This is a genomic window from Nonomuraea endophytica (assembly GCF_014203235.1).
GTDB classification, from domain to species: domain Bacteria; phylum Actinomycetota; class Actinomycetes; order Streptosporangiales; family Streptosporangiaceae; genus Nonomuraea; species Nonomuraea endophytica.
The window spans coordinates 68022-87575 of record NZ_JACHIN010000006.1; the positions used below are offsets into that span (position 1 = coordinate 68022).

22 protein-coding genes are annotated in these 19554 nt (G+C 70.9%); 8 read left to right on the forward strand and 14 right to left on the reverse strand.

Annotated elements, in window-relative coordinates:
• Window positions 1-3: 3 nt before the first annotated feature.
• The 4 genes from HNR40_RS22405 to HNR40_RS22420 form a co-directional block, all read right to left on the reverse strand.
• Window positions 4-447: a pyridoxamine 5'-phosphate oxidase family protein gene (locus HNR40_RS22405; RefSeq protein ID WP_221340718.1), complete on the reverse strand. Its 444-nt coding sequence runs from the start codon at window positions 445-447 to the stop codon at window positions 4-6.
• 102 nt (window positions 448-549) lie between these two features.
• Complete coding sequence (locus HNR40_RS22410) at window positions 550-1848, reverse strand: amidase (protein ID WP_184964399.1); 1299 nt, start codon at window positions 1846-1848, stop codon at window positions 550-552.
• Between the two features lie 81 nt (window positions 1849-1929).
• Window positions 1930-2943, reverse strand: coding sequence for a cytochrome d ubiquinol oxidase subunit II (cydB, locus tag HNR40_RS22415; RefSeq protein ID WP_184964401.1), 1014 nt, complete (start codon window positions 2941-2943; stop codon window positions 1930-1932).
• 13 nt (window positions 2944-2956) lie between these two features.
• Window positions 2957-4360, reverse strand: coding sequence for a cytochrome ubiquinol oxidase subunit I (locus HNR40_RS22420; protein WP_184964403.1), 1404 nt, complete (start codon window positions 4358-4360; stop codon window positions 2957-2959).
• Between the two features lie 76 nt (window positions 4361-4436).
• On the opposite strand from HNR40_RS22420, the gene HNR40_RS22425 reads away from it, so the two are divergent.
• Window positions 4437-5324, forward strand: a complete 888-nt coding sequence (locus tag HNR40_RS22425) for a LysR family transcriptional regulator (protein ID WP_184964405.1) — start codon at window positions 4437-4439, stop codon at window positions 5322-5324.
• On the opposite strand, the gene HNR40_RS22430 is transcribed toward HNR40_RS22425, so the two are convergent.
• The 4 genes from HNR40_RS22430 to HNR40_RS22445 form a co-directional block, all read right to left on the reverse strand.
• A complete protein-coding gene (locus tag HNR40_RS22430) occupies window positions 5321-6697 on the reverse strand; it encodes a cytochrome b (protein ID WP_184964407.1) in 1377 nt (458 codons plus the stop codon). The two genes, HNR40_RS22425 and HNR40_RS22430, sit on opposite strands and share 4 nt — an antisense overlap.
• An 89-nt stretch (window positions 6698-6786) precedes the next feature.
• Window positions 6787-7161 carry a hypothetical protein gene (locus tag HNR40_RS22435; protein ID WP_184964409.1) on the reverse strand — a complete coding sequence of 125 codons (375 nt, stop codon included), beginning with the start codon at window positions 7159-7161 and terminating at the stop codon, window positions 6787-6789.
• A 55-nt stretch (window positions 7162-7216) separates the two neighbouring features.
• Window positions 7217-7489 carry a DUF1905 domain-containing protein gene (locus HNR40_RS22440; protein ID WP_184964411.1) on the reverse strand — a complete coding sequence of 91 codons (273 nt, stop codon included), beginning with the start codon at window positions 7487-7489 and terminating at the stop codon, window positions 7217-7219.
• Entirely contained in the window at window positions 7482-8120 is a 639-nt protein-coding gene (locus tag HNR40_RS22445) for a maleylpyruvate isomerase family mycothiol-dependent enzyme (RefSeq protein WP_184964413.1), read from the reverse strand. The genes HNR40_RS22440 and HNR40_RS22445 overlap by 8 nt, the downstream gene beginning before the upstream one ends.
• A gap of 86 nt (window positions 8121-8206) precedes the next feature.
• On the opposite strand from HNR40_RS22445, the gene HNR40_RS22450 reads away from it, so the two are divergent.
• Window positions 8207-8857: a TetR/AcrR family transcriptional regulator gene (locus HNR40_RS22450; RefSeq protein WP_221340720.1), complete on the forward strand. Its 651-nt coding sequence runs from the start codon at window positions 8207-8209 to the stop codon at window positions 8855-8857.
• Here the strand turns inward: HNR40_RS22450 and HNR40_RS22455 are convergent.
• The gene (locus tag HNR40_RS22455; protein ID WP_184964417.1) at window positions 8842-11199 is read right to left on the reverse strand and encodes an ATP-binding cassette domain-containing protein; all 2358 of its coding nucleotides are present in this window, start codon (window positions 11197-11199) and stop codon (window positions 8842-8844) included. The genes HNR40_RS22450 and HNR40_RS22455 overlap by 16 nt on opposite strands.
• Window positions 11200-11313: 114 nt before the next feature.
• Window positions 11314-12591 (reverse strand): MFS transporter, encoded by a 1278-nt coding sequence (locus tag HNR40_RS22460; RefSeq protein WP_184964419.1) that lies wholly within the window; start codon window positions 12589-12591, stop codon window positions 11314-11316.
• A gap of 306 nt (window positions 12592-12897) precedes the next feature.
• Here HNR40_RS22460 and HNR40_RS22465 point away from each other — a divergent pair, with 306 nt between their 5' ends.
• Both HNR40_RS22465 and HNR40_RS22470 read left to right on the forward strand, forming a co-directional pair.
• A complete protein-coding gene (locus tag HNR40_RS22465) occupies window positions 12898-13338 on the forward strand; it encodes a helix-turn-helix transcriptional regulator (protein WP_184964421.1) in 441 nt (146 codons plus the stop codon).
• A 10-nt stretch (window positions 13339-13348) separates the two neighbouring features.
• Entirely contained in the window at window positions 13349-13759 is a 411-nt protein-coding gene (locus HNR40_RS22470; protein ID WP_184964423.1) for a VOC family protein, read from the forward strand.
• Window positions 13760-13762: 3 nt separating this feature from the next.
• Here the strand turns inward: HNR40_RS22470 and HNR40_RS22475 are convergent, their stop codons facing one another.
• Entirely contained in the window at window positions 13763-14116 is a 354-nt protein-coding gene (locus HNR40_RS22475; protein WP_184964425.1) for a VOC family protein, read from the reverse strand.
• A gap of 53 nt (window positions 14117-14169) precedes the next feature.
• Between HNR40_RS22475 and HNR40_RS22480 the strand changes: the two genes are divergently transcribed.
• Window positions 14170-14670 (forward strand): TetR/AcrR family transcriptional regulator, encoded by a 501-nt coding sequence (locus HNR40_RS22480; RefSeq protein WP_184964428.1) that lies wholly within the window; start codon window positions 14170-14172, stop codon window positions 14668-14670.
• 270 nt (window positions 14671-14940) lie between these two features.
• Here HNR40_RS22480 and HNR40_RS57870 read toward each other — a convergent pair whose 3' ends face one another.
• Together HNR40_RS57870 and HNR40_RS22490 are read right to left on the reverse strand one after the other, a co-directional pair.
• The gene (locus tag HNR40_RS57870) at window positions 14941-15096 is read right to left on the reverse strand and encodes an alpha/beta hydrolase (RefSeq protein WP_184965318.1); all 156 of its coding nucleotides are present in this window, start codon (window positions 15094-15096) and stop codon (window positions 14941-14943) included.
• A gap of 214 nt (window positions 15097-15310) precedes the next feature.
• Window positions 15311-15952, reverse strand: a complete 642-nt coding sequence (locus HNR40_RS22490; RefSeq protein WP_246509376.1) for a GntR family transcriptional regulator — start codon at window positions 15950-15952, stop codon at window positions 15311-15313.
• Between the two features lie 71 nt (window positions 15953-16023).
• Here HNR40_RS22490 and HNR40_RS22495 point away from each other — a divergent pair, with 71 nt between their 5' ends.
• Both HNR40_RS22495 and HNR40_RS22500 read left to right on the forward strand, forming a co-directional pair.
• Window positions 16024-17211 (forward strand): CaiB/BaiF CoA transferase family protein, encoded by a 1188-nt coding sequence (locus HNR40_RS22495; RefSeq protein WP_184964429.1) that lies wholly within the window; start codon window positions 16024-16026, stop codon window positions 17209-17211.
• Window positions 17208-18008 (forward strand): HpcH/HpaI aldolase/citrate lyase family protein, encoded by an 801-nt coding sequence (locus HNR40_RS22500; protein ID WP_184964431.1) that lies wholly within the window; start codon window positions 17208-17210, stop codon window positions 18006-18008. The genes HNR40_RS22495 and HNR40_RS22500 overlap by 4 nt, the downstream gene beginning before the upstream one ends.
• 146 nt (window positions 18009-18154) lie before the next feature.
• Here the strand turns inward: HNR40_RS22500 and HNR40_RS57300 are convergent, their stop codons facing one another.
• Entirely contained in the window at window positions 18155-18913 is a 759-nt protein-coding gene (locus HNR40_RS57300) for a helix-turn-helix domain-containing protein (protein ID WP_184964433.1), read from the reverse strand.
• A gap of 61 nt (window positions 18914-18974) precedes the next feature.
• On the opposite strand from HNR40_RS57300, the gene HNR40_RS22510 reads away from it, so the two are divergent.
• On the forward strand, window positions 18975-19520 hold the full coding sequence (locus HNR40_RS22510; protein WP_184964435.1) for a TIGR03086 family metal-binding protein: 546 nt from the start codon (window positions 18975-18977) through the stop codon (window positions 19518-19520).
• Window positions 19521-19554: the final 34 nt, after the last annotated feature.

Here is a 19554-nt window from a genome sequence, read left to right on the forward strand (position 1 = left end):
AATTCAGCCGGTGAACTCCTTGCCCCAGTCGTAGGTGAGCCAGCGCTCGGGGCGTACCCGGACGGTCTGCATCGAACGGATGAATCCCTCGGCCGAGGTGAAGAACCGCTCCCCCGCCTCATCCCCCAGATACCGGATCGACCAGCGGCGGTACTCCTGCAGATCGACCGGCTCGTAACCGACCACCGGCCCCTCGATCGTCACGTACTTGTAGGGCATCTCCTCCTGCTGCACGGTGAACGTCACCCGTCCGGCGGCCCGGATCTGGGCCATCTTGCGGCTGTCCGGGCTGGTGGCGAAGGTGAGCTCGCCGCCGGGCTCGTAGCCGTACCAGATGGGCACCGCCATCGGGCCGGCGCCGCCGGCGTCGGCCACGCTCAGCACCCCGATGTGCGTACCGCCCAGGAAGCTCTCCCGCTCGTCCGTCGTCATGCGCGTCGACATCATCGGCTCCTCATCGTTGGTGGATCGACACCCGTCATCCTTCTGGGCGGCGCGCACGATCGGCTGAGGACTCGCTGGGGGTATGCCATCGGCTGAACGGACGCCTCAATCGAGCGCCTGGAAGAGCAGTTCCTCGTCGCCTGGGCGGCAGATGAGTTGCAGGCCTGCGGGCAGGCCCTCGGCCGTGCCGGCCGGGAGTGACAGGGCGGGCAGGCCGAGCACGTTCCATGGGCTGGTCAGGGCCAGGAGGGTGGCGCGGACGGGGGCCGGGCCGCCGTCGATGTCGGTTTCGCGCTGTCCGATGAGCGGGGCGGTGATGGGCACGGTCGGCAGGGCCAGCACGTCGTGGTGCTCGAACAGCGCGTCGGCGGCCGCGGCCAGGCCCGCTCGGGCGTCCATCGCCTGGACGTAGCGCCAGCCGGGCATCTCCACGGCTCCGTGCAGGCGCTCGAGGGTCTCGGGTTCGTACAGGTCGGGCGCTTCGGCCAGGCGTTCGGCGTGCACGGCGGCCGCCTCGCAGCTGTGCATGGCGGCGTAGGTCTCGCGCAGGGCGTGGGCGAGGCCTTCCGGCCAGCCGATCTCCTGCGGGTCTCCGGCTGCCGTGCGGGCCAGCCGTACCACCTGCGGATCGAGCGCGGACAGATCGGAAGGGTCGAGCCAGGCCACGCGCGCGGCCCTTGCCCGCCCGCCCTCTGCTGCGTGAGAGGTCAGGCAGCGGTAGGCGAGCAGGCAGTCGTGTGCCGAGGCGGCCAGGACGCCGACGTGGTCGAAGGAGCGGGCCAGCGGGAAGACGCCGCCGGCCGGGATCGCGCCGTAGGCGGGCTTGAACCCCGCCACCCCGCACAACGCGGCCGGGATGCGGACCGATCCGCCGGTGTCGGTGCCGAGCGCGAGCGGCACCAGGCCCGCGGCCACCGCGGCCGCGCTGCCGGCGCTGGAGCCGCCGGTCATCCGCGCCGGGTCGTGGGGGTTGCGCACGGGGCCGGTGGCCGACACGTCGCCGGTGGGACCGTAGGCGAACTCGTGGGTGGTGGTCGTGCCCACGATGACCGCCCCGGCCGCGCGCAGCCGCGTCACGCAGGCGGCGTCGGCCCGCGCGCGGTGGGTGGCGAAGTGCCGCGATCCCATGGTGAGCGGCAGCCCGGCGACGCCGATGAGGTCCTTCACCGCGACGGGCACGCCGTGCAGCGGCCCGCGGTCGGTTCCGGCGGCCCGTTCGGCATCCGCCCGCCGCGCGGCGGCGCGGGCACCGTCGGCATCGACGGCGACGAACGCGTTGAGCTTGGCGCCGGGCCCGGCGATCGCGTCCAGGGCCAGCTCGGTGAGCTCGGCCGACGTGGTGCGCGCCCGGCGCAGGTCCTGGGCGAGGCCGTCGATGGTACGGCCGGCGAAGGGGCCGGTCATGGGGACCTTTCCGCAACAGTCGGATCTTCGTGCAGATCCCACTGAATACCATCCGGCCCCGGCAGAAGCGAGCCCTCGGGGTCAGAAGTAGTCGGGCCGGGCGACACGGCCGCGGAAGGCCCACCACAGGAAGAACTGATAGCCGAGGATGACCGGCACGATCACGACGCCGAACCCGGTCAGCATCTGCAGCGTCGCGCCGTCGGCGGCCGACTCCGCCAGCGTCAGTCCGGCGCCCGGCGTGACGGAGGAGACCAGCAGGTACGGATAGTTGGCCAGGCCCGTGGACACGACCGGCAGCCCGGCGGCGGCCGACGTGGCGGCGAAGGCGAGGCCGGGCCGGGCGGCGGCCAGGGCCGCGCGGGCCCCCGTCAGCAGGACCGGAAGGGCGATCGCCGCCACGACGGCCGGCGCCGCGTTGATCGGCACCGCGTTGATCGGCCGGATGCCGAGCGTCAGTCCGGCGGCGGCCGTCACCACCGCCGCGAGCGCCGCCCACGCCGCCGCCCGCCGGGCGAAGGCGGCGCCGCGGGCGGCCACCTGCCCGACCGCGCGCAAAGCGAGGAAGGCGCCGCCGTGCGCGGCGAAGAGCAGGACGGTGGTGAGCCCGCACAGCAGCACGAAGGGATGCAGGACCTCACCCGCCGACAGGGTGAAGCTGTGGCCGCCGCGCAGCGGGACGCCGGTCAGCAGCAGCCCGATCAGCATGCCGAGCGCCATCGCGGGGATGAGCCCGCCGGCGGTGAGCAGCACGTCCCACACCCGCCTGCCCGCAGCGCCGCCGGTCCGGCCGCGCAGCTGGACCGCGCTCTTCCCGGCGACCAGGCCGAGCAGCAGCGCCACGATCAGCGGGTAGGCGCCCGACAGCAGGGTCCCTTCGAGGAAGGGGAAGGCGCCGAACAGCACGCCCGCGGCGCCGATCAGCCAGACCTCGTTGCCGAAGAAGAACGGGCCGAGGGCGGCGAGGGCCTGACGCCGGCTGCTCTCCTCACGTGTGGTGAAGGGCAGGGCGAGTTGTACGCCGTAGTCGTAGCCACCGAGGATGAAGGATCCGGTGAGCAGGAAGCCCAGGATCGCCAGCCAGAGAATGTCCATGGAGCCGTTCCTCTCAGAAGGTGGGGCGCGTTTCGGCCGGCTGCCCGAGGTGGGCGGCGTGGGGGCCGCGGCGGGCGTACCGGATGATCAGCGTCCAGTCGGTCACGGCGAGCGCGCCCAGCACGAGCGCGAAGCTGAGCAGTGAGGTGAGCATCGCGCCGTATCCGACGCCGGGCGACAGGGCCTGGGCGGTGGTGAGCTCGCCGTAGACGATCCACGGCTGGCGGCCGGTCTCGCGCAGGACCCAGCCGCCCACCGAGGCCAGGAACGGCAGCGGGATCGCGACCATCAGCACCCGGTGCAGCGGGCGGGTGAGGCGGCCGCCGTGGATCAGGGCGGCGCCCATGAGCAGCGCGAGGGCGGCGTAGATGGGCAGCCGGTGGGGGCCCGCCTCGCCGAAGGCGATGCCGCCGGCGAACTCCCCGGCCGGCAGCGCGGCCAGCAGGGTGACCAGGACGGCGACGCTCCTGCGGCGGGCCAGACCGTCCCGGAAGGCGATGATGACGGCGAACAGCGCGATGAGGCCCAGGACGTAGCCGAGCCAGAGCATCACGTACTGGCCCCACACCGCCCAGTGCGGCGGGATGTAGTCGCCGGGGCCGTGGGCGGCCTCCATGGCGCGCTGCGCCCGCGCCACGCCCGCGCCGCCGGACAGCATGCCGAGCTTCATCGGCTGCGTCGTGGCCAGCAGCGGGTACTGCAGGGCGCCGACGACGTAGACGGCCAGGCTCGCCACGGCCGCCACCAGGACGCCCTTACGCAGCGGGCTCCGGAACTCTCCCCGGCCGCGCAGCAGGTGGTGGGCGCTGATCCCGGCGACGAACAGGCCGCCGGTCAGCAGCGCCGCCGCGATGACGTGGCCGAGCGCGACCAGCGCGCTGGGGTTGGTCAGCAGGGCGGCGAAGTCGGTGAGGTAGGCCACGCCGTCACGGATGACGTGGCCGGTGGGCGCCTGCATGAAGCCGTTGGCGACCAGCACCCAGTACGCCGAGGCGTAGGCGGTCAGCGTCACCAGCCAGATCATGCTCGCGTGCAGCCAGGGCCGCAGCCGCCCCCACCCGAAGATCCACATGCCGAGGAAGGTGGACTCGGCGAAGAAGGCGATGAGCGTCTCCAGGGCCAGCGGCGCGCCGAAGACGTTGCCGGTGAACTTGCTCAGCCCGCTCCAGTTCAGGCCGAACTGGAACTCCATGACCAGCCCGGTCGCGATCCCCAGCGCGTAGTTGATCACATAGAGCTGGCCCCAGAACCGGGTCATCCGCTCGCGGGCGGCCCGGGTGTCCGGGTCGCGGGCGCGTACCGCCGAGGTGTGCATGACGGCGACGATCGGGACGAGGCCGAGCGTGAGGATGACGAACAGCCAGTGCACGCCCGTGGTGAGGGCGAACTGGAGACGGGCCAGATCCAAGAGTTCCACGCCGCCGACCGTAGGCAACCTCGGCATATGCTGTTCAAGACCGAAATATCCATCAGTTGATAGCTTTCGAGGCATAATGGATTTGCTGCCGTTGCGTTACTTCCAGGCCGTGGCGCGGCACGAGCACATCAGCCGGGCCGCCGAGGAGCTGCGGGTGGCCCAGCCGTCGCTCAGCCGTACGATCGCCCGTCTCGAAGCCGACCTCGGGGTGCCGCTGTTCGACCGGCAGGGGCGGCGGGTACGGCTCAACCGGTTCGGCGCGGCGTTCCTGCGGCGGGTGGACCGGGCGCTGGGCGAGCTGGACGACGGGCGGCGCGAGCTGGCCGACGCCGCGGGCCTGGCCCGGGGCAGCGTGTCGGTGGCATCGGAGACACTGATCATGCTGGTCGAGCCGGTCAAGAGCTTCATCGCCGCCCATCCCGGGGTCGGCGTGCGGCTGTATCAGTCCGACGTCGACACGATGGCGCTCCGGCTGCGCGAGGGCGAGGTCGACCTCTGCCTGACCTCGCAGCCGCTGGAGGGGGCCGGGTTCGGGGAGCGGGTGTTCGCCGCCGAGGAGGTGCTGCTGGCGGTGTCGCCGGGGCACCGGCTGGCCGGGCGCACGCACGCCACGATGGACGATCTGCGCGGGGAGCGCGTCGCGACCACTCCCCCCGGCCACTGGCAGCGCGAGATGATCGAGCGGCTGTTCGCGGCGGCGGGCATGGAGCCGGTGTACGCGTGCGAGGCCAACGAGGCCTACGCCGTCGTCGAGCTGATCAGCGCCGGGTTCGGCATCGGCTTCGTCCCGGCCTGGTCGGCCGCCAACCCGGCGGGGCCGCCGCTCGTGCTGCTGCACCTGGACGCGCCCGGCAGCGAGCGCGTCCAGCGGCTCATCTGGCGGGAGCGGGCCTACCTGTCGCAGGCGGCCCGCCTGTTTCGCGAGCATCTGCTGGCCGCCCTCGCGCCGCCCCCCGAACGCTAGCGGCCCAGCGGCACACGCTCCTGGTGGCTGGTCCCGCCATGGAAGCCGCCGTCGGCCGAACGGGTGATGATCCCGGTCTCCACACCGTGCGCGACCAGGCGCCGATCGCCCTGCTGCAGCGCCAGGCAGATCCAGCGCGTCAGGACGAAGGCGAGGACCGGGCCGGCCACGACGGCGACCTGGAAGGCGACCGTCACCGCTTCGAGCGACAGCTGGAACCGGTGGGCGAGCTGGTCGTTGGAGGCGGCGGCCCACAGCAGGCCGTAGAAGGTGACGCCGGCGGCGGCCAGCGCGGTGCGCACCGCGGCCTCGCGGGGGCGCTGCAGGATGTCGTGCCGGGCCCTGGCCCTCCTGATGCGGCCGCGGGTCTTGGGGCGGCCTTCGGCGTCGCGCCGGGTACGGCGTTCGGCCAGCCGCCGCTCCAGCAGGGGGTAGCCGGCCAGGACGGTGAAGAAGACGCCGGGCACGACCAGGGTGGGCACCAGGACCGCGAGGCTCAAGGTGTAGCCGAAGACGGTCGCCTCCCAGGCGGGCATGAGCCGCAGGGCGCCGTCCAGGAAGCCCATGTACCAGTCGGGCACCGATCCGGCCGACACGTGGGTGGGGTTGGCGGGGCCGTACAGCCAGATGGGGGCGACCTGGAAGGCCAGCCCGAGCACGAGCAGCACGCCGACGGTCGTCACCGCCATGATCGGGCGCGCGCGGCGGCGGCCGGGGGCCGCGTCGGCGAAGCGGGTGTGGCCGTTACGGCGCAGCAGCCGGGCGCGCACGGCCAGCAGCGCGATCATGACGGCGGGGATCACCAGGACGTGCCCCCAGTACAGGACGGTGATGACGTTCTCACCCGGGAACTCGGCGCCGAACAGCAGGTACATGCCGTAGGAGCCGACGACGGGGATCGACTGCAGCACCGACTTGATCAGCCACAGGCTGCCGCCCGAGAGCATGTCGTCGGGCAGGATGTGCCCGGTCTCGCCGGCCGCCATAGCCAGCGGCAGCAGCGTCACCCAGATCAGCCACTGCGCGGTGCGCGGGTGGCGGAAGGCGCCGGTGACGAACATGCGCAGCAGCTGCAGCGCCACGGCGGCCGCGAACACCAGCGCCGCCCAGTGGTGCACCTGGCGCACGAGCAGGCCGCCGCGCACCTCCAGGCTCAGGTGCATCGTCGAGTCGAACGCCTTGCTGACCGGAATGCCGCTCAGCGGGGTGTAGACGCCGTCGTACAGCACGCGCGAGGTGCTGGGGTCGAAGAACACCATGAGGAACGCCCCGGTGACCAGCAGGACGACGAACGACCAGATGGCGATCTCGGCGAACATGAAGGTCCAGTGGGAGAACTGGAAGGTACGGCCTTTGGCCGGCAGCAGGCGCATGGGAGCCCCCTCGTCTCGTCTCGTAAACCTGACGAAACAGGGCGGCCGGACGTGACGCCTCCCGTGGGTGATACGCGTCACGCGCCCCTTCAGCAGATCGCGTAGACGAAGTCCGCGTCGGAGTGCACGCCGGCCCAGTCGGTGGCCTTCACCCAGACTTTGGAGTACGCGCACTGCGGCACCGTGAAAGATCCGGTGAAATAGCCCGAGGCGTCGGCGTACTTCCCGAGTGCCCAGTGCCAGGTGGTGGAGCCGTTCACCAGATACCAGACGTCGCCGCCGGTGTTGGCGCGGTAGACGCGCACGTGGATCTGGCCGATGTAGCCCGGCCGGTAGGCGTCCAGGCAGAGCCGGGGGACCACGGAGCAGTCGGGCGATCCCCACGTGGGGTCGGCCGACGCGCCGGCGGGGGTTATCACGATCATGCCCGCGACGAGCAGCGCACCGATGACGGAACGTTTCATGACGGATGGTCTCCCCCGCGCGGCGTGCCGGGCAAGGCACAATGCTGTGGCCCCTTCAGGACAGGCGGCGGGTCAGGCGCACGGTCACCTCGTCGCCGAGCCCCTTGCCGATGATCTTCCGGAAGGGTGCGCGCAGCGGCATCATGTGGGTGCCGCCGCCGATCGGCAGCAGGGTCGCCTCGTAGGCGTGGCCGTCCACGGTGCCGGCGACCTTGACGGCCTTGCCGGTGCCGAAGAAGCCGGCCGAGCCGGGCATCTGGACGCAGGGCCAGCCGCTGTTGGAGTCGGCGACGACCGGGGCGGTGAAGGTGGTGTCGATGTCAGCCATGGTGGGTTCCTCCGTCGTGGGTCAGGGCCGGGACGCCGGGCCCGCTCAGCTCGTCGGTTCGGGTGGGGCGGCCGGAGACGGCCAGCAGCAGCGCCAGGGCGCTGCCGCGCACCTGCGGGCCGTCGCCGGCATCGAGGCCGGTGTCGGTGGCGATCAGGCGCAGGCCCTCGGCCCGCTGCCGGCCGCCGCCCTGCCCGACGCTGGTGCGCAGCTGGTAGCGCAGCGCGGCGGCGACGGCCTCGGGCGGGTAGTCGCGGGTGAGGCCGAGCGGGCGGCGGATGTCCTCTGCGTGCACGAACGCCTCCACCAGCCGGGTGGCCTTCGGCGCCGGGGCGCCCGTGGTGCGGTGGCTGACGGCGCGGAAGGCGGCGAGGGTGTCGCGCGGGTCGGCGGCGCGCTCGCGGGCCAGCCCAGCCTGGTTGTAGCGGTCGAAGTCGAAGCGGGCCGCGGCCAGGCGCAACAGGAAGGAGACCGGGGTGGTCCTGGCGTCGTCGATGAGGTGGGCCAGGACGTCGTGGACGTCCCAGCCGGGACACAGGGACGGCGTGGCCCACCGCTCGGCGGGGACGCCCTCCAGGTCCCGGATCAGCGCCTGGCGTTCGGCGTGGACCACGGGCCAGATCTCGTTCACGGCTTCCCCTCCTCGATAACTGAACTGAACTGTACAGGACAGATACTCCTGTACTCAAGGGTTCAGTTAGAGGTAGGATGCGGGACGTGGGCAAAGACAGCACCAGGACGGCGCCGCCGACGGGCAAGCGCGCCGAACGCAACCGGCAGGCCATCGTGGCCGCCGCGCGCGAGATGTTCACCCGCGACGGCTTCGACGCCGGCATGGACCTCATCGCCGCCCGCGCCGGGGTGTCCAAGGTGACCGTCTACAACCACTTCGGCAGCAAGGAAGAGCTGTTCACCGAGGTCATCGGCCTGGCCATGGGCGAGGCGCACGCCACCATGGCGCAGGTCAGGACCCTCCTGGCCGAGACCGGCGACGTGCGCCAGGCGCTGCTGCACACCGCCCGCGCCCTGGTGAGCGCCGCCACCGACCCGTCCCGGATGGCGCTGCGCAACCTCGTCACCGGCGAGCTGCGCCGCTTCCCCGAACTCGCCCAGGCCTACCGGGAACGCGGCCCGGCCCGCTCCGCCCACGACCTGGGCGCGCTGTTCGGCGACCTGGGCGCGCGCGGCCAGCTCGACATCGCCGATGTCGAGCTGGCCGTCCTGCAGTTCTTCAGCCTGACCGTCTACCCCCACCTGATCACCGGCTCCATCGGCGCCGCCCTGCGCCCGGACCTGGCCGACCGGCTGATCACCGACGGCGTGGAGACCTTCCTGCGCCGCTACGGGGCCGCTCAGCCGCCGACGTAGGCGGCCAGGTGCTCGCCGGTCAGCGTGGAACGGCCGGCGACCAGGTCGGCCGGGGTGCCCTCGAACACGACCCGCCCGCCGTCGTGCCCGGCGCCGGGACCGAGGTCGATGATCCAGTCGGCGTGCGCCATGACCGCCTGGTGATGCTCGATGACGATCACCGACTTGCCCGAGTCGACCAGCCGGTCCAGCAGGCCGAGCATCTGCTCGACGTCGGCCAGGTGCAGGCCCGTGGTCGGCTCGTCCAGCAGGTAGACGCCGCCCTTGTCGGCCATGTGCGTGGCCAGCTTGAGCCGCTGCCGCTCCCCGCCCGACAGTGTGTTGAGCGGCTGGCCCAGGCTCAGGTAGCCGAGCCCGACGTCGGCCAACCGGCCGAGGATCGCGTGCGCCGCCGGGGTGCTCGCCTCGCCCGCGCCGAAGAACTCCAGGGCCTCGGTCACCGGCATCGCCAGCACCTGGCTGATGTCGCGGCCACCGAAGTGGTACTCCAGCACCGAAGCCTGGAAACGCTTGCCCTCGCACTCCTCGCACGGGGTGTCGACGCCGGCCATCATGCCCAGGTCGACGTAGATGACGCCGGAGCCGTTGCAGTTGGGGCAGGCGCCCTCGGAGTTGGCGCTGAACAGGGCCGGCTTGACGCCGTTGGCCTTCGCGAACGCCTTGCGGATCGGCTCCAGCAGCCCGGTGTAGGTGGCCGGGTTGCTGCGGCGCGAGCCGCGTACCGGGGCCTGGTCGACCGAGACGACGCCCGCCGAGGCCGGGATCGAGCCGTGCAGCAGCGAGCTCTTGCCCGAACCCGCCACGCCCGTGACCACGCACAGGACGCCGAGCGGGATGTCGACGTCGACGTCCTGCAGGTTGTGGCGGGTGGCGCCGCGGATCTCCAGCTTGCCCTTCGGCGTGCGGGTGGAGTCCTTCAGCCGGGCCCGGTCGTCCAGGTGGCGGCCGGTGATCGTGCCGGCCGCGCGCAGGCCCTCGATGCCGCCCTCGTAGCAGATGGTGCCGCCGGCCGTACCGGCTCCGGGGCCCAGGTCGATGACGTGGTCGGCGATCGCGATCGCCTCCGGCTTGTGCTCCACCACCAGCACCGTGTTGCCCTTGTCGCGCAGGCGCAGCAGCAACTCGTTCATCCGCTGGATGTCGTGCGGGTGCAGGCCGATGGTCGGCTCGTCGAAGATGTAGGTGACGTCGGTCAGGGAGGAGCCGAGGTGGCGGATCATCTTCACGCGCTGCGCCTCGCCGCCCGACAGCGTGCCCGCCGGCCGTTCCAGCGACAGGTAGCCCAGCCCGATCTCCACGAACGACTCCAGCGTGTGCAGCAGCTTGGCCAGCAGCGGCGCCACCGTCGGCTCGTCCAGCCCGCGCACCCACTCGGCCAGGTCGCTGATCTGCATCGCGCACGCCTCGGCGATGTTCATGCCCTTGATCCGCGAGGAGCGCGCCAGATCACTCAGCCGCGTGCCACCGCACTCGGGACAGGAGGCGAAGGTCACCGCCCGGTCCACGAAAGCCCGGATGTGCGGCTGCATCGCCTCACGGTCCTTCGACAGGAACGACTTCTGGATCTTCGGGATCAGCCCCTCGTAAGTGTAGTTGCCGCCGTCGACCTTGACCTTCGTCGCCTCCTTGTACAAGAAGGCCTGCATCTCCCGCTTGGTGAAGTCACGGATCGGCTTGTTCGGGTCCACGAAGCCCGACTCGGCGTAGATCCGTACCGTCCAGAAGCTGTCGGACTTCCAGCCGGGGATCGTGAACGCGCCCTCCGAGATCGACTTGGAGTCGTCATACAGCTGGGTCAGATCGATGTCGGAGACCTTGCCCCGGCCCTCGCAGCGCAGGCACATGCCGCCGGTGATGCTGAAGTCACGCCGCTCCTTGACCGTGTTCCCGCCGCGCTCCAGCGTGACCGCGCCCGCCCCGCTGATCGAGGCCACGTTGAAGGAGAAGGCCTGCGGCGAGCCGATGTGCGGCTGCCCGAGCCGGCTGAACAGGATGCGCAGCATCGCGCTGGCGTCGGTGGCGGTGCCCACGGTCGAGCGGGCGTCGGCGCCCATCCGCTGCTGGTCGACGATGATCGCGGTGGTCAGCCCGTCGAGCACGTCGGCCTCCGGCCGCGCCATCGTCGGCATGAACCCCTGCACGAACGCGCTGTAGGTCTCGTTGATCATCCGCTGCGACTCGGCGGCGATCGTGTTGAACACCAGCGAACTCTTACCCGACCCCGACACGCCCGTGAACACCGTCAGGCGGCGCTTGGGGATCTCGACGCTGACGTCCTTGAGGTTGTTGACGCGCGCGCCGTGCACGCGGATCAGGTCGTGAGAGTCGGCAGCGTGCGGCATCGTGTCTCCATCGTGTGCGCGTGAACTGTACTCGGGGTCCTGTTCGGGCCGCCGTGTAGATTTAAGCAGTTTTAGGTGGTACGTCTGGTTTTGCTGGCGCAGGGGCCCCGGGGGTCACGCTAAGGGCGGGGCCGTACCGGATGCTTCTTCATTCCTGCTTGGTCTGGTCAAAGCCGCGCGCCGGGCCAGCAACAACACACACGCGACCACCCCCAGCGCCACCGTGACCAGCCCGGAGCCCGCCAGCGTCACCCTCGGCCCCAACGCGGTCGTCAGCGGACCGCCCAGCGCGGTGCCCAGCGGCGAGGCGGTCAGCAGCACCGCGCTGCGCGCCGCCAGCATCGCCGCCAGATGCTCCGGCGGCGAAGCCGTGTGCATCAGCGTCACCGACAGCGCCACGAACGGCCCATAAACCACGCCGCCCAGCGTGAAACACGCCACCGTCACCGCCACCGGCACGTCGAACCCGAACGGCAGCAGCAACACCCCCCACCCGGCCACGATCACCACCGTCACCGGCCACAACGGCAACCGCCGCAGCGCCCCCACCGCCAGCCCGCCCACCACCGCCCCGATGCCGAACAACATCCAGTACAGACCCAGCAGCGTGCCCGGCGCCCCCAGATCCCGGGTCACGTGCAACGGCAGCGCCACCTCCACCGGGCCATAGAGCAGATTGAAGAACCAGGTCAGCGTCAGCAGCCCCAGCAACTCCGGATGCGAACGCAGCAACGCCAGCCCGCCCCGCGCCGCCTTGTCGACCGGCGAGACCTCCCCCGCCCTCGGCAGCCGGGTACGTGCCACGACCACCGCCAGGAAAACATACGTCAGCGCGTCCAAGCCGAGCACCAGCGCCGAACTCACATACGTCACCAGCACCCCGGCGACCGCCGGCCCGGCGATCGTGGCCGCGAAACTCAGCGAACTGACCACCGTGTTGCCCGCCAGCCGCTGCTTCTGCGGCAGCAACTCCGCCAGCAACGTGTACTTGCCCGCATTGCCCCACGCGTGCAACAACGAGGACACCGCCAGCAGCACCACGTACAACGGCGGCGTCAGCACCCCCGCCAGCCACGCCAGCGGCACCACCCCGAGAAACACCCCGCGCACCACATTGTCGGCCAGCAGCAACCGCCGCGCCGGCACCCGGCGCAGCCAGCGCCCCAGCACCAGCGCCCCCACCACCCCCGGCAGCGTGTACGCCGCCACCGCACCGCCGATCCACAACCCCGCACTGGCCGGCGGCGCCAGCTCCATCGCCAGCCACGCCACCGCCACGAAGCTCATCCCGTCCCCGAGATACGACACGGCGAACCCGCCGATCAGCCGCCGGAACACCCGGTTGGCCAGCACCGGCCGGTAAGCGGAGGGAAGCAGGCGGGGCAGCGTCATGGGGGTTTCACCGTCAGGCCGGCGCCGCTCAAGAGGACGACTGGAGAGGACGACTCGAGGGGCGGCTTGTGGGGGCGATTTATGGGAGGGCACGACTCGTCGGAGGCCGACTCGTAGGGCGCGACTCGGAGGGTGTGACTCGACTCGGAGGGTGTGACTCGACTCGGAGGGTGTGACGCGTGGGAGGTGACTCGCAGGACGCGACGAGACTACCGGCGCCAGCGCCCCCGGCACAGCCCCCGCCCAGGACCGAGCCCGAGCGCAGGTCAGGGGCACTTTGTCAGCCGCCGGTGCTACGCTGCCCGCATGACCCCGCAAGACCTGGCCAACCTCGCGCACCTGCGGCGGGCGCGGGATCTGATCGACCGCGAATACGCGCGCCCCCTGGACGTGCCCACGATGGCACGCCACGCGCTCATGTCACCGGCCCACTTCGCCCGCCAGTTCCGAGCCGCCTACGGCGAGACGCCCTACAGCTACCTCATGACCCGCCGCATCGAGCGGGCCATGGCCATGCTGCGCGCCGGCGTCAGCGTCACCGACGCCTGCATGGCCGTCGGCTGTACCTCACTCGGCTCCTTCAGCTCCCGCTTCACCGAACTGCTCGGAGAGACGCCGAGCGCCTACCGAGCCCGCGAACACAGCGCCGTGACCGCGATGCCCCCATGCGTGGCCCGGATGCGCACCCGGCCCACCCGCGACGCGCCGAGCAGGAACGAAGAAGCCAAACGCGAGGCCGCCGCCTAACGTGGGCGGCATGACCATCGCCCTTCAGTACTGCCACGTCACCGTCAACGACGTCGACGAAGCCCTCGCCTTCTACCGCGACGCCCTCGCCTTCGAGGTACGCAACGACGTCGCCTCCGGCGGATTCCGCTGGGTCACCCTCGGCACCCCCGGCCAGGCCGGCACCGAGATCGTCCTGTCGGAACCACACGCGGGCCGCTCCCAGGCCGACGGCGATGCCATCCAGGAGCTCCTCACCAAGGGCGTCATGCCCATGATCGTCCTGCGCGCCGACGACCTCGACAAAACCTTCGAGAACGCCCGCGCCTCCGGAGCCGAGATCCTGCAGGAGCCCATCGAACAACCCTGGGGCCCCCGCGACTGCGCCCTGCGCGACCCGTCGGGCAACCTGGTACGCATCCAGCAGGAGCCGAAAGCGTAAGAACTACTGCGGCCCCGCCGTGCTCTGGTCGAACAGGTGGATGGGGTTGCCCGCCGGGTCCAGGAACGCCGCGCTCTTGCCGTCGGGCAGCTCCAGCACCTCCCCCACCCACTTCAGGCCGGGATGGGCGGCGATGTAGGCGTCGACGCTGTCGACCATGAAGCCGCCGCCCCTCCCCCACTCCGGCCCCTCGCCGGGCGGGACGTCGAGCATCAGCTCAACCTCGGTCCCGGGCAGGTGGAACGCCACCGTCGACTCCCCCTCCCGCCACGACTCGTCGAGCCCCAGCACGTCGCGGTAGAACGCCACCGACTCCTGCAGGTCGGTGACCGGCTGATAAAGAAAGATAAGCTTCATACGCTCGAACATAATCCGTTTACGTGTACGCGTCAATCAATTACGATGGCGTGGTGCGCCCATCCATCCCGGTACCTGGCTCAGCGAAAGCACGGCTCATCGAAGCCGGACTCCACCGCTTCGAACGCGACGGCTACGACGCCGTCAACGTCACCGACCTGGCCGCCAAGGCAAGCGTCACCACCGGCGCCCTCTACCACCACTTCGGCTCCAAACTCGGCCTCTACGGCGTCATCCGCGACGACTTCGAACAACGCGTCATCGACCGCATGCACGGAGCAGCCGCCGCCTCCCCCACCCCCATCCGTGCGGCCCTGCTGGTCGCCTTCGACACCGCCGTCCACTTCGGCACCTGCCGCATCCTGGCCGAACAACCCCCCGAGCCACGAAAAGACCCCATCACCGAACTCCTACGCACCCTGCTGGAGAACCACCTGAGAAGCGCCGCCCCCATCCTCACCGCCGCCTGGCGCGCCGCCCTCCTCGAAGTAGCCGACGACACCCCCGCCTCCACCGTCCGCCCCGCCCTCGACCTCATCCTCACCAACACATAACCCCTCCCCCAACCCACCAGAACCCCCGGCCGCCCAGAACCCCAGCCACCCGGCAGCCCAGCACTCGCAATCACCACCGGCAACCCACCCCAGGACGCACCGCCCCCGACACAACAAGCCACCAGCCCGACACACGCGGACCGGGACACGCGGACCGGGAAGCAGTCCGGGGCACGCCGGCCGGGAAGCAGTCCGGGGCACGCCGGCCGGGAAGCAGTCCGGGGCACGCCGGCCGGGAAGCGGCAGGTGCTCCTGGTGCCAGCGCCCGCATCATGGCGGACCCCGACGAGCCGCCAGGGTGTGCGGGTTAAGGGTGCAGGTGGTGTTGGGTGGGGGGAGGGTTCCGGTGGTGAAGTAGGTGTCGGCGTGCTGGCGGGCGCAGGCGGAGCCGGTGACGTAGATCTCGTGGCCGGTGTCGGGTTGCAGGGCTGTGGAGCTGCCGGGACCGAAGCCACGCTTCTGAACGTGGCCGGCGCGTCAGCCCAGGTGCCCATGGCCAGCAGCGGCGGCACGCCGGACGGCAACGGCGCGGGTGGGTTCACCGACGGGATGGCCGCGCCCACACAGCCCAGCAGGAACGGCAGCGACGTTCCGTCGGACGCCGCCAACCCCGGTCACGACACCCGGCTCCACGCCCCGGTCACGATGCCCGGGACACGCCCGCCTGCCGTACATGATCGATCATGATCTTCTCGGCCAGGTCGCCGTCCGCGGCCCGCAACGCCGCCAGAATGTGCTCGTGCGCGTCAAGGTTGGCTCGCGCCTGCACCGGATCCAGCCACAACGAAGCCGCCGCCGGAACCGGCACACTATTACGAATCGCCCGAGCATGCTGCCCCAAAAACGCAGGCCCCCCGATGTCGGCGATCGACAGGTGAAACGCCCGCGACTTCTCCCCCAACCCCGCCAGCGCACCCGCGCCCAGGTCAGCGACCATCTCGGCATGCAACGCGTCCAACCCCACCAGATGCTCGGGCGTGATCCGGCCGGCGGCCAGCCGCGCCCCCAGCCCCTCCACCACCGCACGCACCCCGTAGAACTCCTCCAGCGCGTCCGCCCCCATGTCGATGACGGTCGCGCCGTGATGCGGCTCGTAGCTGATCAGCCGGTCCTTCTCCAGACGGCGCAGCGCCTCGCGCACGGGCGTGACGGAGACGCCGAGGCGCTCGGCCACCGCGGCGGCGCGCAGGGCGGTGCCCCCCGGGATGCGCGCGCTGCGGATGTCGTCCAGCAGCACGCTGTAGACGTAATCAGCCTTACTCATCGGCGGCGTAGGCGGCATGTCCGTGATTGTTCCGTATTTCGGAGTCGCGCGGGTTGACGTATGACTTATTTCTTATAAGTTACATCATCATGACAAGCCTGCCCGACCTTCGGGTAATCGATATGGCGACCCTGTTCGCCGGACCCTCCGCCGCCATGATGCTGGGCGACTTCGGCGCCGACGTCATCAAAATCGAACACCCACGGCGCGGCGACCCCTCACGCGGCCACGGCGCCGCCGTCGACGGCGTCGGCCTGTGGTGGAAAACCCTGTCACGCAACAAACGCAACGCCGCCGTCGACCTGTCCCGCCCAGAAGGACAGCAGATCATCCGGCAACTCGCCGAGAACGCCGACGTCCTCATCGAGAACTTCCGCCCCGGCACCCTCGAACGCTGGGGACTCGACCCCCAAGACCTCCTGAACGCCAACCCCCGGCTCATCATCGCCCGCATGACCGGATTCGGACAGTTCGGCCCCATGTCCAGCCAACCCGGATTCGGCACACTCGCCGAAGCCATGAGCGGCTTCGCCGCCATGACCGGCCAGCCCGACGGCCCGCCCACACTCCCGCCACTCGCCCTCGCCGACGGAATCGCCGGCCTGGCCATGTCCTACGCCGTCATGGTCGCCCTCCACAGCCGCGAACGCACCGGCCGAGGCCAGATCGTCGACATGGCCATCATCGAACCCATCCTCGGCATCCTCGGCCCACAAATGAGCGCCTACAAAGCCCTCGGCATCACCCCCCAACGCACCGGCAACCGCTCCAGCAGCAACGCCCCACGCAACACCTACCGCACCCGCGACGGCCGCTGGCTCGCCATCTCCACCAGCGCCCAACCCGTCGCCGAACGCGTCGTGACCCTCGTCGGCCGCCCCGACCTCGTCGCCGAACCCTGGTTCGCCAGCGGCGCCGGCCGCGTCCAGCACGTCGAAGAACTCGACGACGCCGTCGCCACCTGGATCGCCGCCCGCGACGCCGACGAAGTCATCACCGCCTTCGAGAACGCCCAAGCCGCCATCGCCCCCATCTACGAAATATCCGACATCGCGGAAGACCCCCAATACGCCGCCCTCAACACCTTCGTCGACCTCCCCGACCCCGAACTCGGCACCGTGACCATGCAAAACGTCATGTTCCGCATGTCCGAGACCCCCGGCGAAATCCGCTGGCCCGGCCGCCCCCTAGGCCACGACACCGACGCCATCCTCACCGAACTCCACTACACCCCGGAACAGATCACCACCCTGCGCCAAGCCGGAGTGATCGCATGACCGTCACCTGGCTCTACGTCCCCGGAGACCGCCCAGAACGCTTCGCCAAAGCCGCCACCTCCGGCGCCGACGAGATCATCATCGACCTAGAAGACGCCGTCGCGCCCGACCACAAAGACCAAGCCCGCGCCAACGCCCTCGACTACCTCCACACCAACCCCGGCATCCCCATCCAGGTCCGCATCAACGACCTCACCACCCCACGCGGCCGCGACGACCTCGCCGCCCTCACCGGCGCACTCGGCCTCAGCGCCGTCCGCCTGCCCAAAGTCGAATCCACCATCACCCTGGACACCCTCGACGTCCCCGCCTACGCCCTGCTCGAATCCGCCGCCGGCATCCTCAACGCCGCCGCCATCACCGCCCACCCCCAAGTCGTCGGAGCGGCACTCGGCGAGCAAGACCTGACCGCCGAACTCTCCATCACCTCCCCAGCCGCCCTGGACCACTTGCGCCTGCAGGTCATCCTCGCCGCCGCCGCCGCAGGCCTGCCCCCCGTCCCGATGTCGGTCTACCCCGACATCAGCGACGAACAAGGCCTCATAGCCTCCTGTACGGCCGGCCGCGCCCTGGGCATGTTCGGCCGCACCGCCATCCACCCCCGCCAGATCCCCGCGATCCGCCGAGCCTTCCGCCCCACCCCCGAGGAAACCGCCCGCGCCGCCGAAATCGTGCGAGCAGCCACAGAAACCGGCCAGGCCGCCTTCGCCCTGCCCGACGGCCGCTTCGTCGACGCCCCGGTACTCGCCAGGGCCCGCCGCATCCTCAACCTCGCCGACCGCCTGGCCGACTCCTGACATCGGGAGGCGACAGGACCGACGAGCTGGAGCGGGGCACGATCCAGCCCGCGGTCACTCGCAAGCCGACCTCCCCTTCCCCGTCGGAGGCTGTTTGCGATGGTTATATGACTCTCTGAACCAACCGCCCGCCTTTACTTTGTAGATCAAGATCTGCGACGAGCGTAGGCCGCAGGAGTCATGCCGACCGCGGCCGTGAAGTCGCGGGTCAGGTGGGCTTGGTCGGTGTAGCCAAGCTCGGCCGCCAGCGTGGCCAGGTCGAGGCCCTGGTAGATCCGCTCCGCCGCCTCGTGCAGCCGGAACCGGCGGATCACCCACTTCGGGCCGATCCCCACATAGTCCCGGAACAGCCGCTGCAACGACCGCATCGACCGGCCCGACCGGGCGGCCAGCTGCTCCACCCTGACCATGGGCACCTCGGCCTCCGCCAGGGCCACCAGCGCCGCCGCCTCCTCCGCCAGCGGGTCCTCGCGCGGGGCCAGGCCCAGCAGGAACGTCTCGACCCGGGTGATCGCCGTCCGCGCCTCGGGATCGCCCAGTACCCGCTCGGAAAGGGCCGTGCCCGCCTCGCCGTACATGTCGCTGATTTCCACGAAACGGCCGGTCAGCTCGGAGACGGGGGCGCCGAGGAACGTGCGGAAGCCGCCGGGGCGGAAGCGGACGCCGAGCACGCGACCACTTCCGCGCATCGTGTAGGAGAAACCGCCCTTGATGACGCCGGCGATCCGGCAGTGGCCGGGGGCGATGTTCAGGTTCACGGTGGGATGGGAGACGATGACCTGCTCGTACGGCTCGGCCAGATCCGTCCAGGTGACGACCCAGAAGTGGTCCACGAACGCCGCGAGGCCGGGCGGCGGCGCCTGCCGGGTGAAGTCGAAGGCCTCAAGCCCGGCATAGGGGTCCACCCAGCCACGCTGTCGCGTTTCTACAAGCCGCGCCTGTGTCGGACGGGGCATCATCGCTGCCATGGACCACATGATGCCGCTGATGACACGTGCCGCCGAACGCACCGCCGGCGTGGTGCGCGGGGTACGGCAGGAGCAGTTCGCCGCACCCACGCCCTGCGCGAAGTTCGACGTCGAAGCCCTGATCGCGCACCTGGAGTGGGTCGCGGAGCTGTTCGAGTCGCTGGGCGGCAAGGGGCCGGCCGTCGAGCAGGGCCCCTACACGGGCGACTTCCCCGAGCGGGCCGGGCGCGCGCTGACCGTCTGGTCGCGGCCCGAGGCGTGGGAAGGCGACAGCGCCGCCATGGGGCTGCCGATGCCCGTGCTGGGCCACATGTTCCTCGTGGACATGGTCGTGCACGGCTGGGACCTGGCCAAGGCCACCGCGCAGCCGTACGAGCCGGACCCGGAGACCGTGACGGTGGCCGTCGACTTCACCGGCCGGATGGTGGAGATGGGCAGGCAGCGCGGCGCCTTCGGGCCGCCGGTGCCGGTGCCGGACGACGCCCCGGCCTTCGACCGTCTGCTCGGCGTCATCGGCCGGGATCCGGCCTGGACGGCGACGTGATCGAAAGGCGCTGACCGCACTGGATCAATCTGGT

What these genes read in the sequence shown, in the direction of transcription:
- HNR40_RS22405 (WP_221340718.1), bottom strand. Translation starts at nt 447, where the DNA reads ATGATGTCGACGCGCATGACGACGGACGAGCGGGAGAGCTTCCTGGGC.
- HNR40_RS22410 (WP_184964399.1), bottom strand. Translation starts at nt 1,848, where the DNA reads ATGACCGGCCCCTTCGCCGGCCGTACCATCGACGGCCTCGCCCAGGAC.
- cydB (WP_184964401.1), bottom strand. Translation starts at nt 2,943, where the DNA reads ATGGACATTCTCTGGCTGGCGATCCTGGGCTTCCTGCTCACCGGATCC.
- HNR40_RS22425 (WP_184964405.1), top strand. Translation starts at nt 4,437, where the DNA reads ATGGATTTGCTGCCGTTGCGTTACTTCCAGGCCGTGGCGCGGCACGAG.
- HNR40_RS22430 (WP_184964407.1), bottom strand. Translation starts at nt 6,697, where the DNA reads ATGCGCCTGCTGCCGGCCAAAGGCCGTACCTTCCAGTTCTCCCACTGG.
- HNR40_RS22435 (WP_184964409.1), bottom strand. Translation starts at nt 7,161, where the DNA reads ATGAAACGTTCCGTCATCGGTGCGCTGCTCGTCGCGGGCATGATCGTG.
- HNR40_RS22440 (WP_184964411.1), bottom strand. Translation starts at nt 7,489, where the DNA reads ATGGCTGACATCGACACCACCTTCACCGCCCCGGTCGTCGCCGACTCC.
- HNR40_RS22455 (WP_184964417.1), bottom strand. Translation starts at nt 11,199, where the DNA reads ATGCCGCACGCTGCCGACTCTCACGACCTGATCCGCGTGCACGGCGCG.
- HNR40_RS22460 (WP_184964419.1), bottom strand. Translation starts at nt 12,591, where the DNA reads ATGACGCTGCCCCGCCTGCTTCCCTCCGCTTACCGGCCGGTGCTGGCC.
- HNR40_RS22465 (WP_184964421.1), top strand. Translation starts at nt 12,898, where the DNA reads ATGACCCCGCAAGACCTGGCCAACCTCGCGCACCTGCGGCGGGCGCGG.
- HNR40_RS22470 (WP_184964423.1), top strand. Translation starts at nt 13,349, where the DNA reads ATGACCATCGCCCTTCAGTACTGCCACGTCACCGTCAACGACGTCGAC.
- HNR40_RS22475 (WP_184964425.1), bottom strand. Translation starts at nt 14,116, where the DNA reads ATGAAGCTTATCTTTCTTTATCAGCCGGTCACCGACCTGCAGGAGTCG.
- HNR40_RS22490 (WP_246509376.1), bottom strand. Translation starts at nt 15,952, where the DNA reads ATGCCGCCTACGCCGCCGATGAGTAAGGCTGATTACGTCTACAGCGTG.
- HNR40_RS22495 (WP_184964429.1), top strand. Translation starts at nt 16,024, where the DNA reads ATGACAAGCCTGCCCGACCTTCGGGTAATCGATATGGCGACCCTGTTC.
- HNR40_RS22500 (WP_184964431.1), top strand. Translation starts at nt 17,208, where the DNA reads ATGACCGTCACCTGGCTCTACGTCCCCGGAGACCGCCCAGAACGCTTC.
- HNR40_RS22510 (WP_184964435.1), top strand. Translation starts at nt 18,975, where the DNA reads ATGGACCACATGATGCCGCTGATGACACGTGCCGCCGAACGCACCGCC.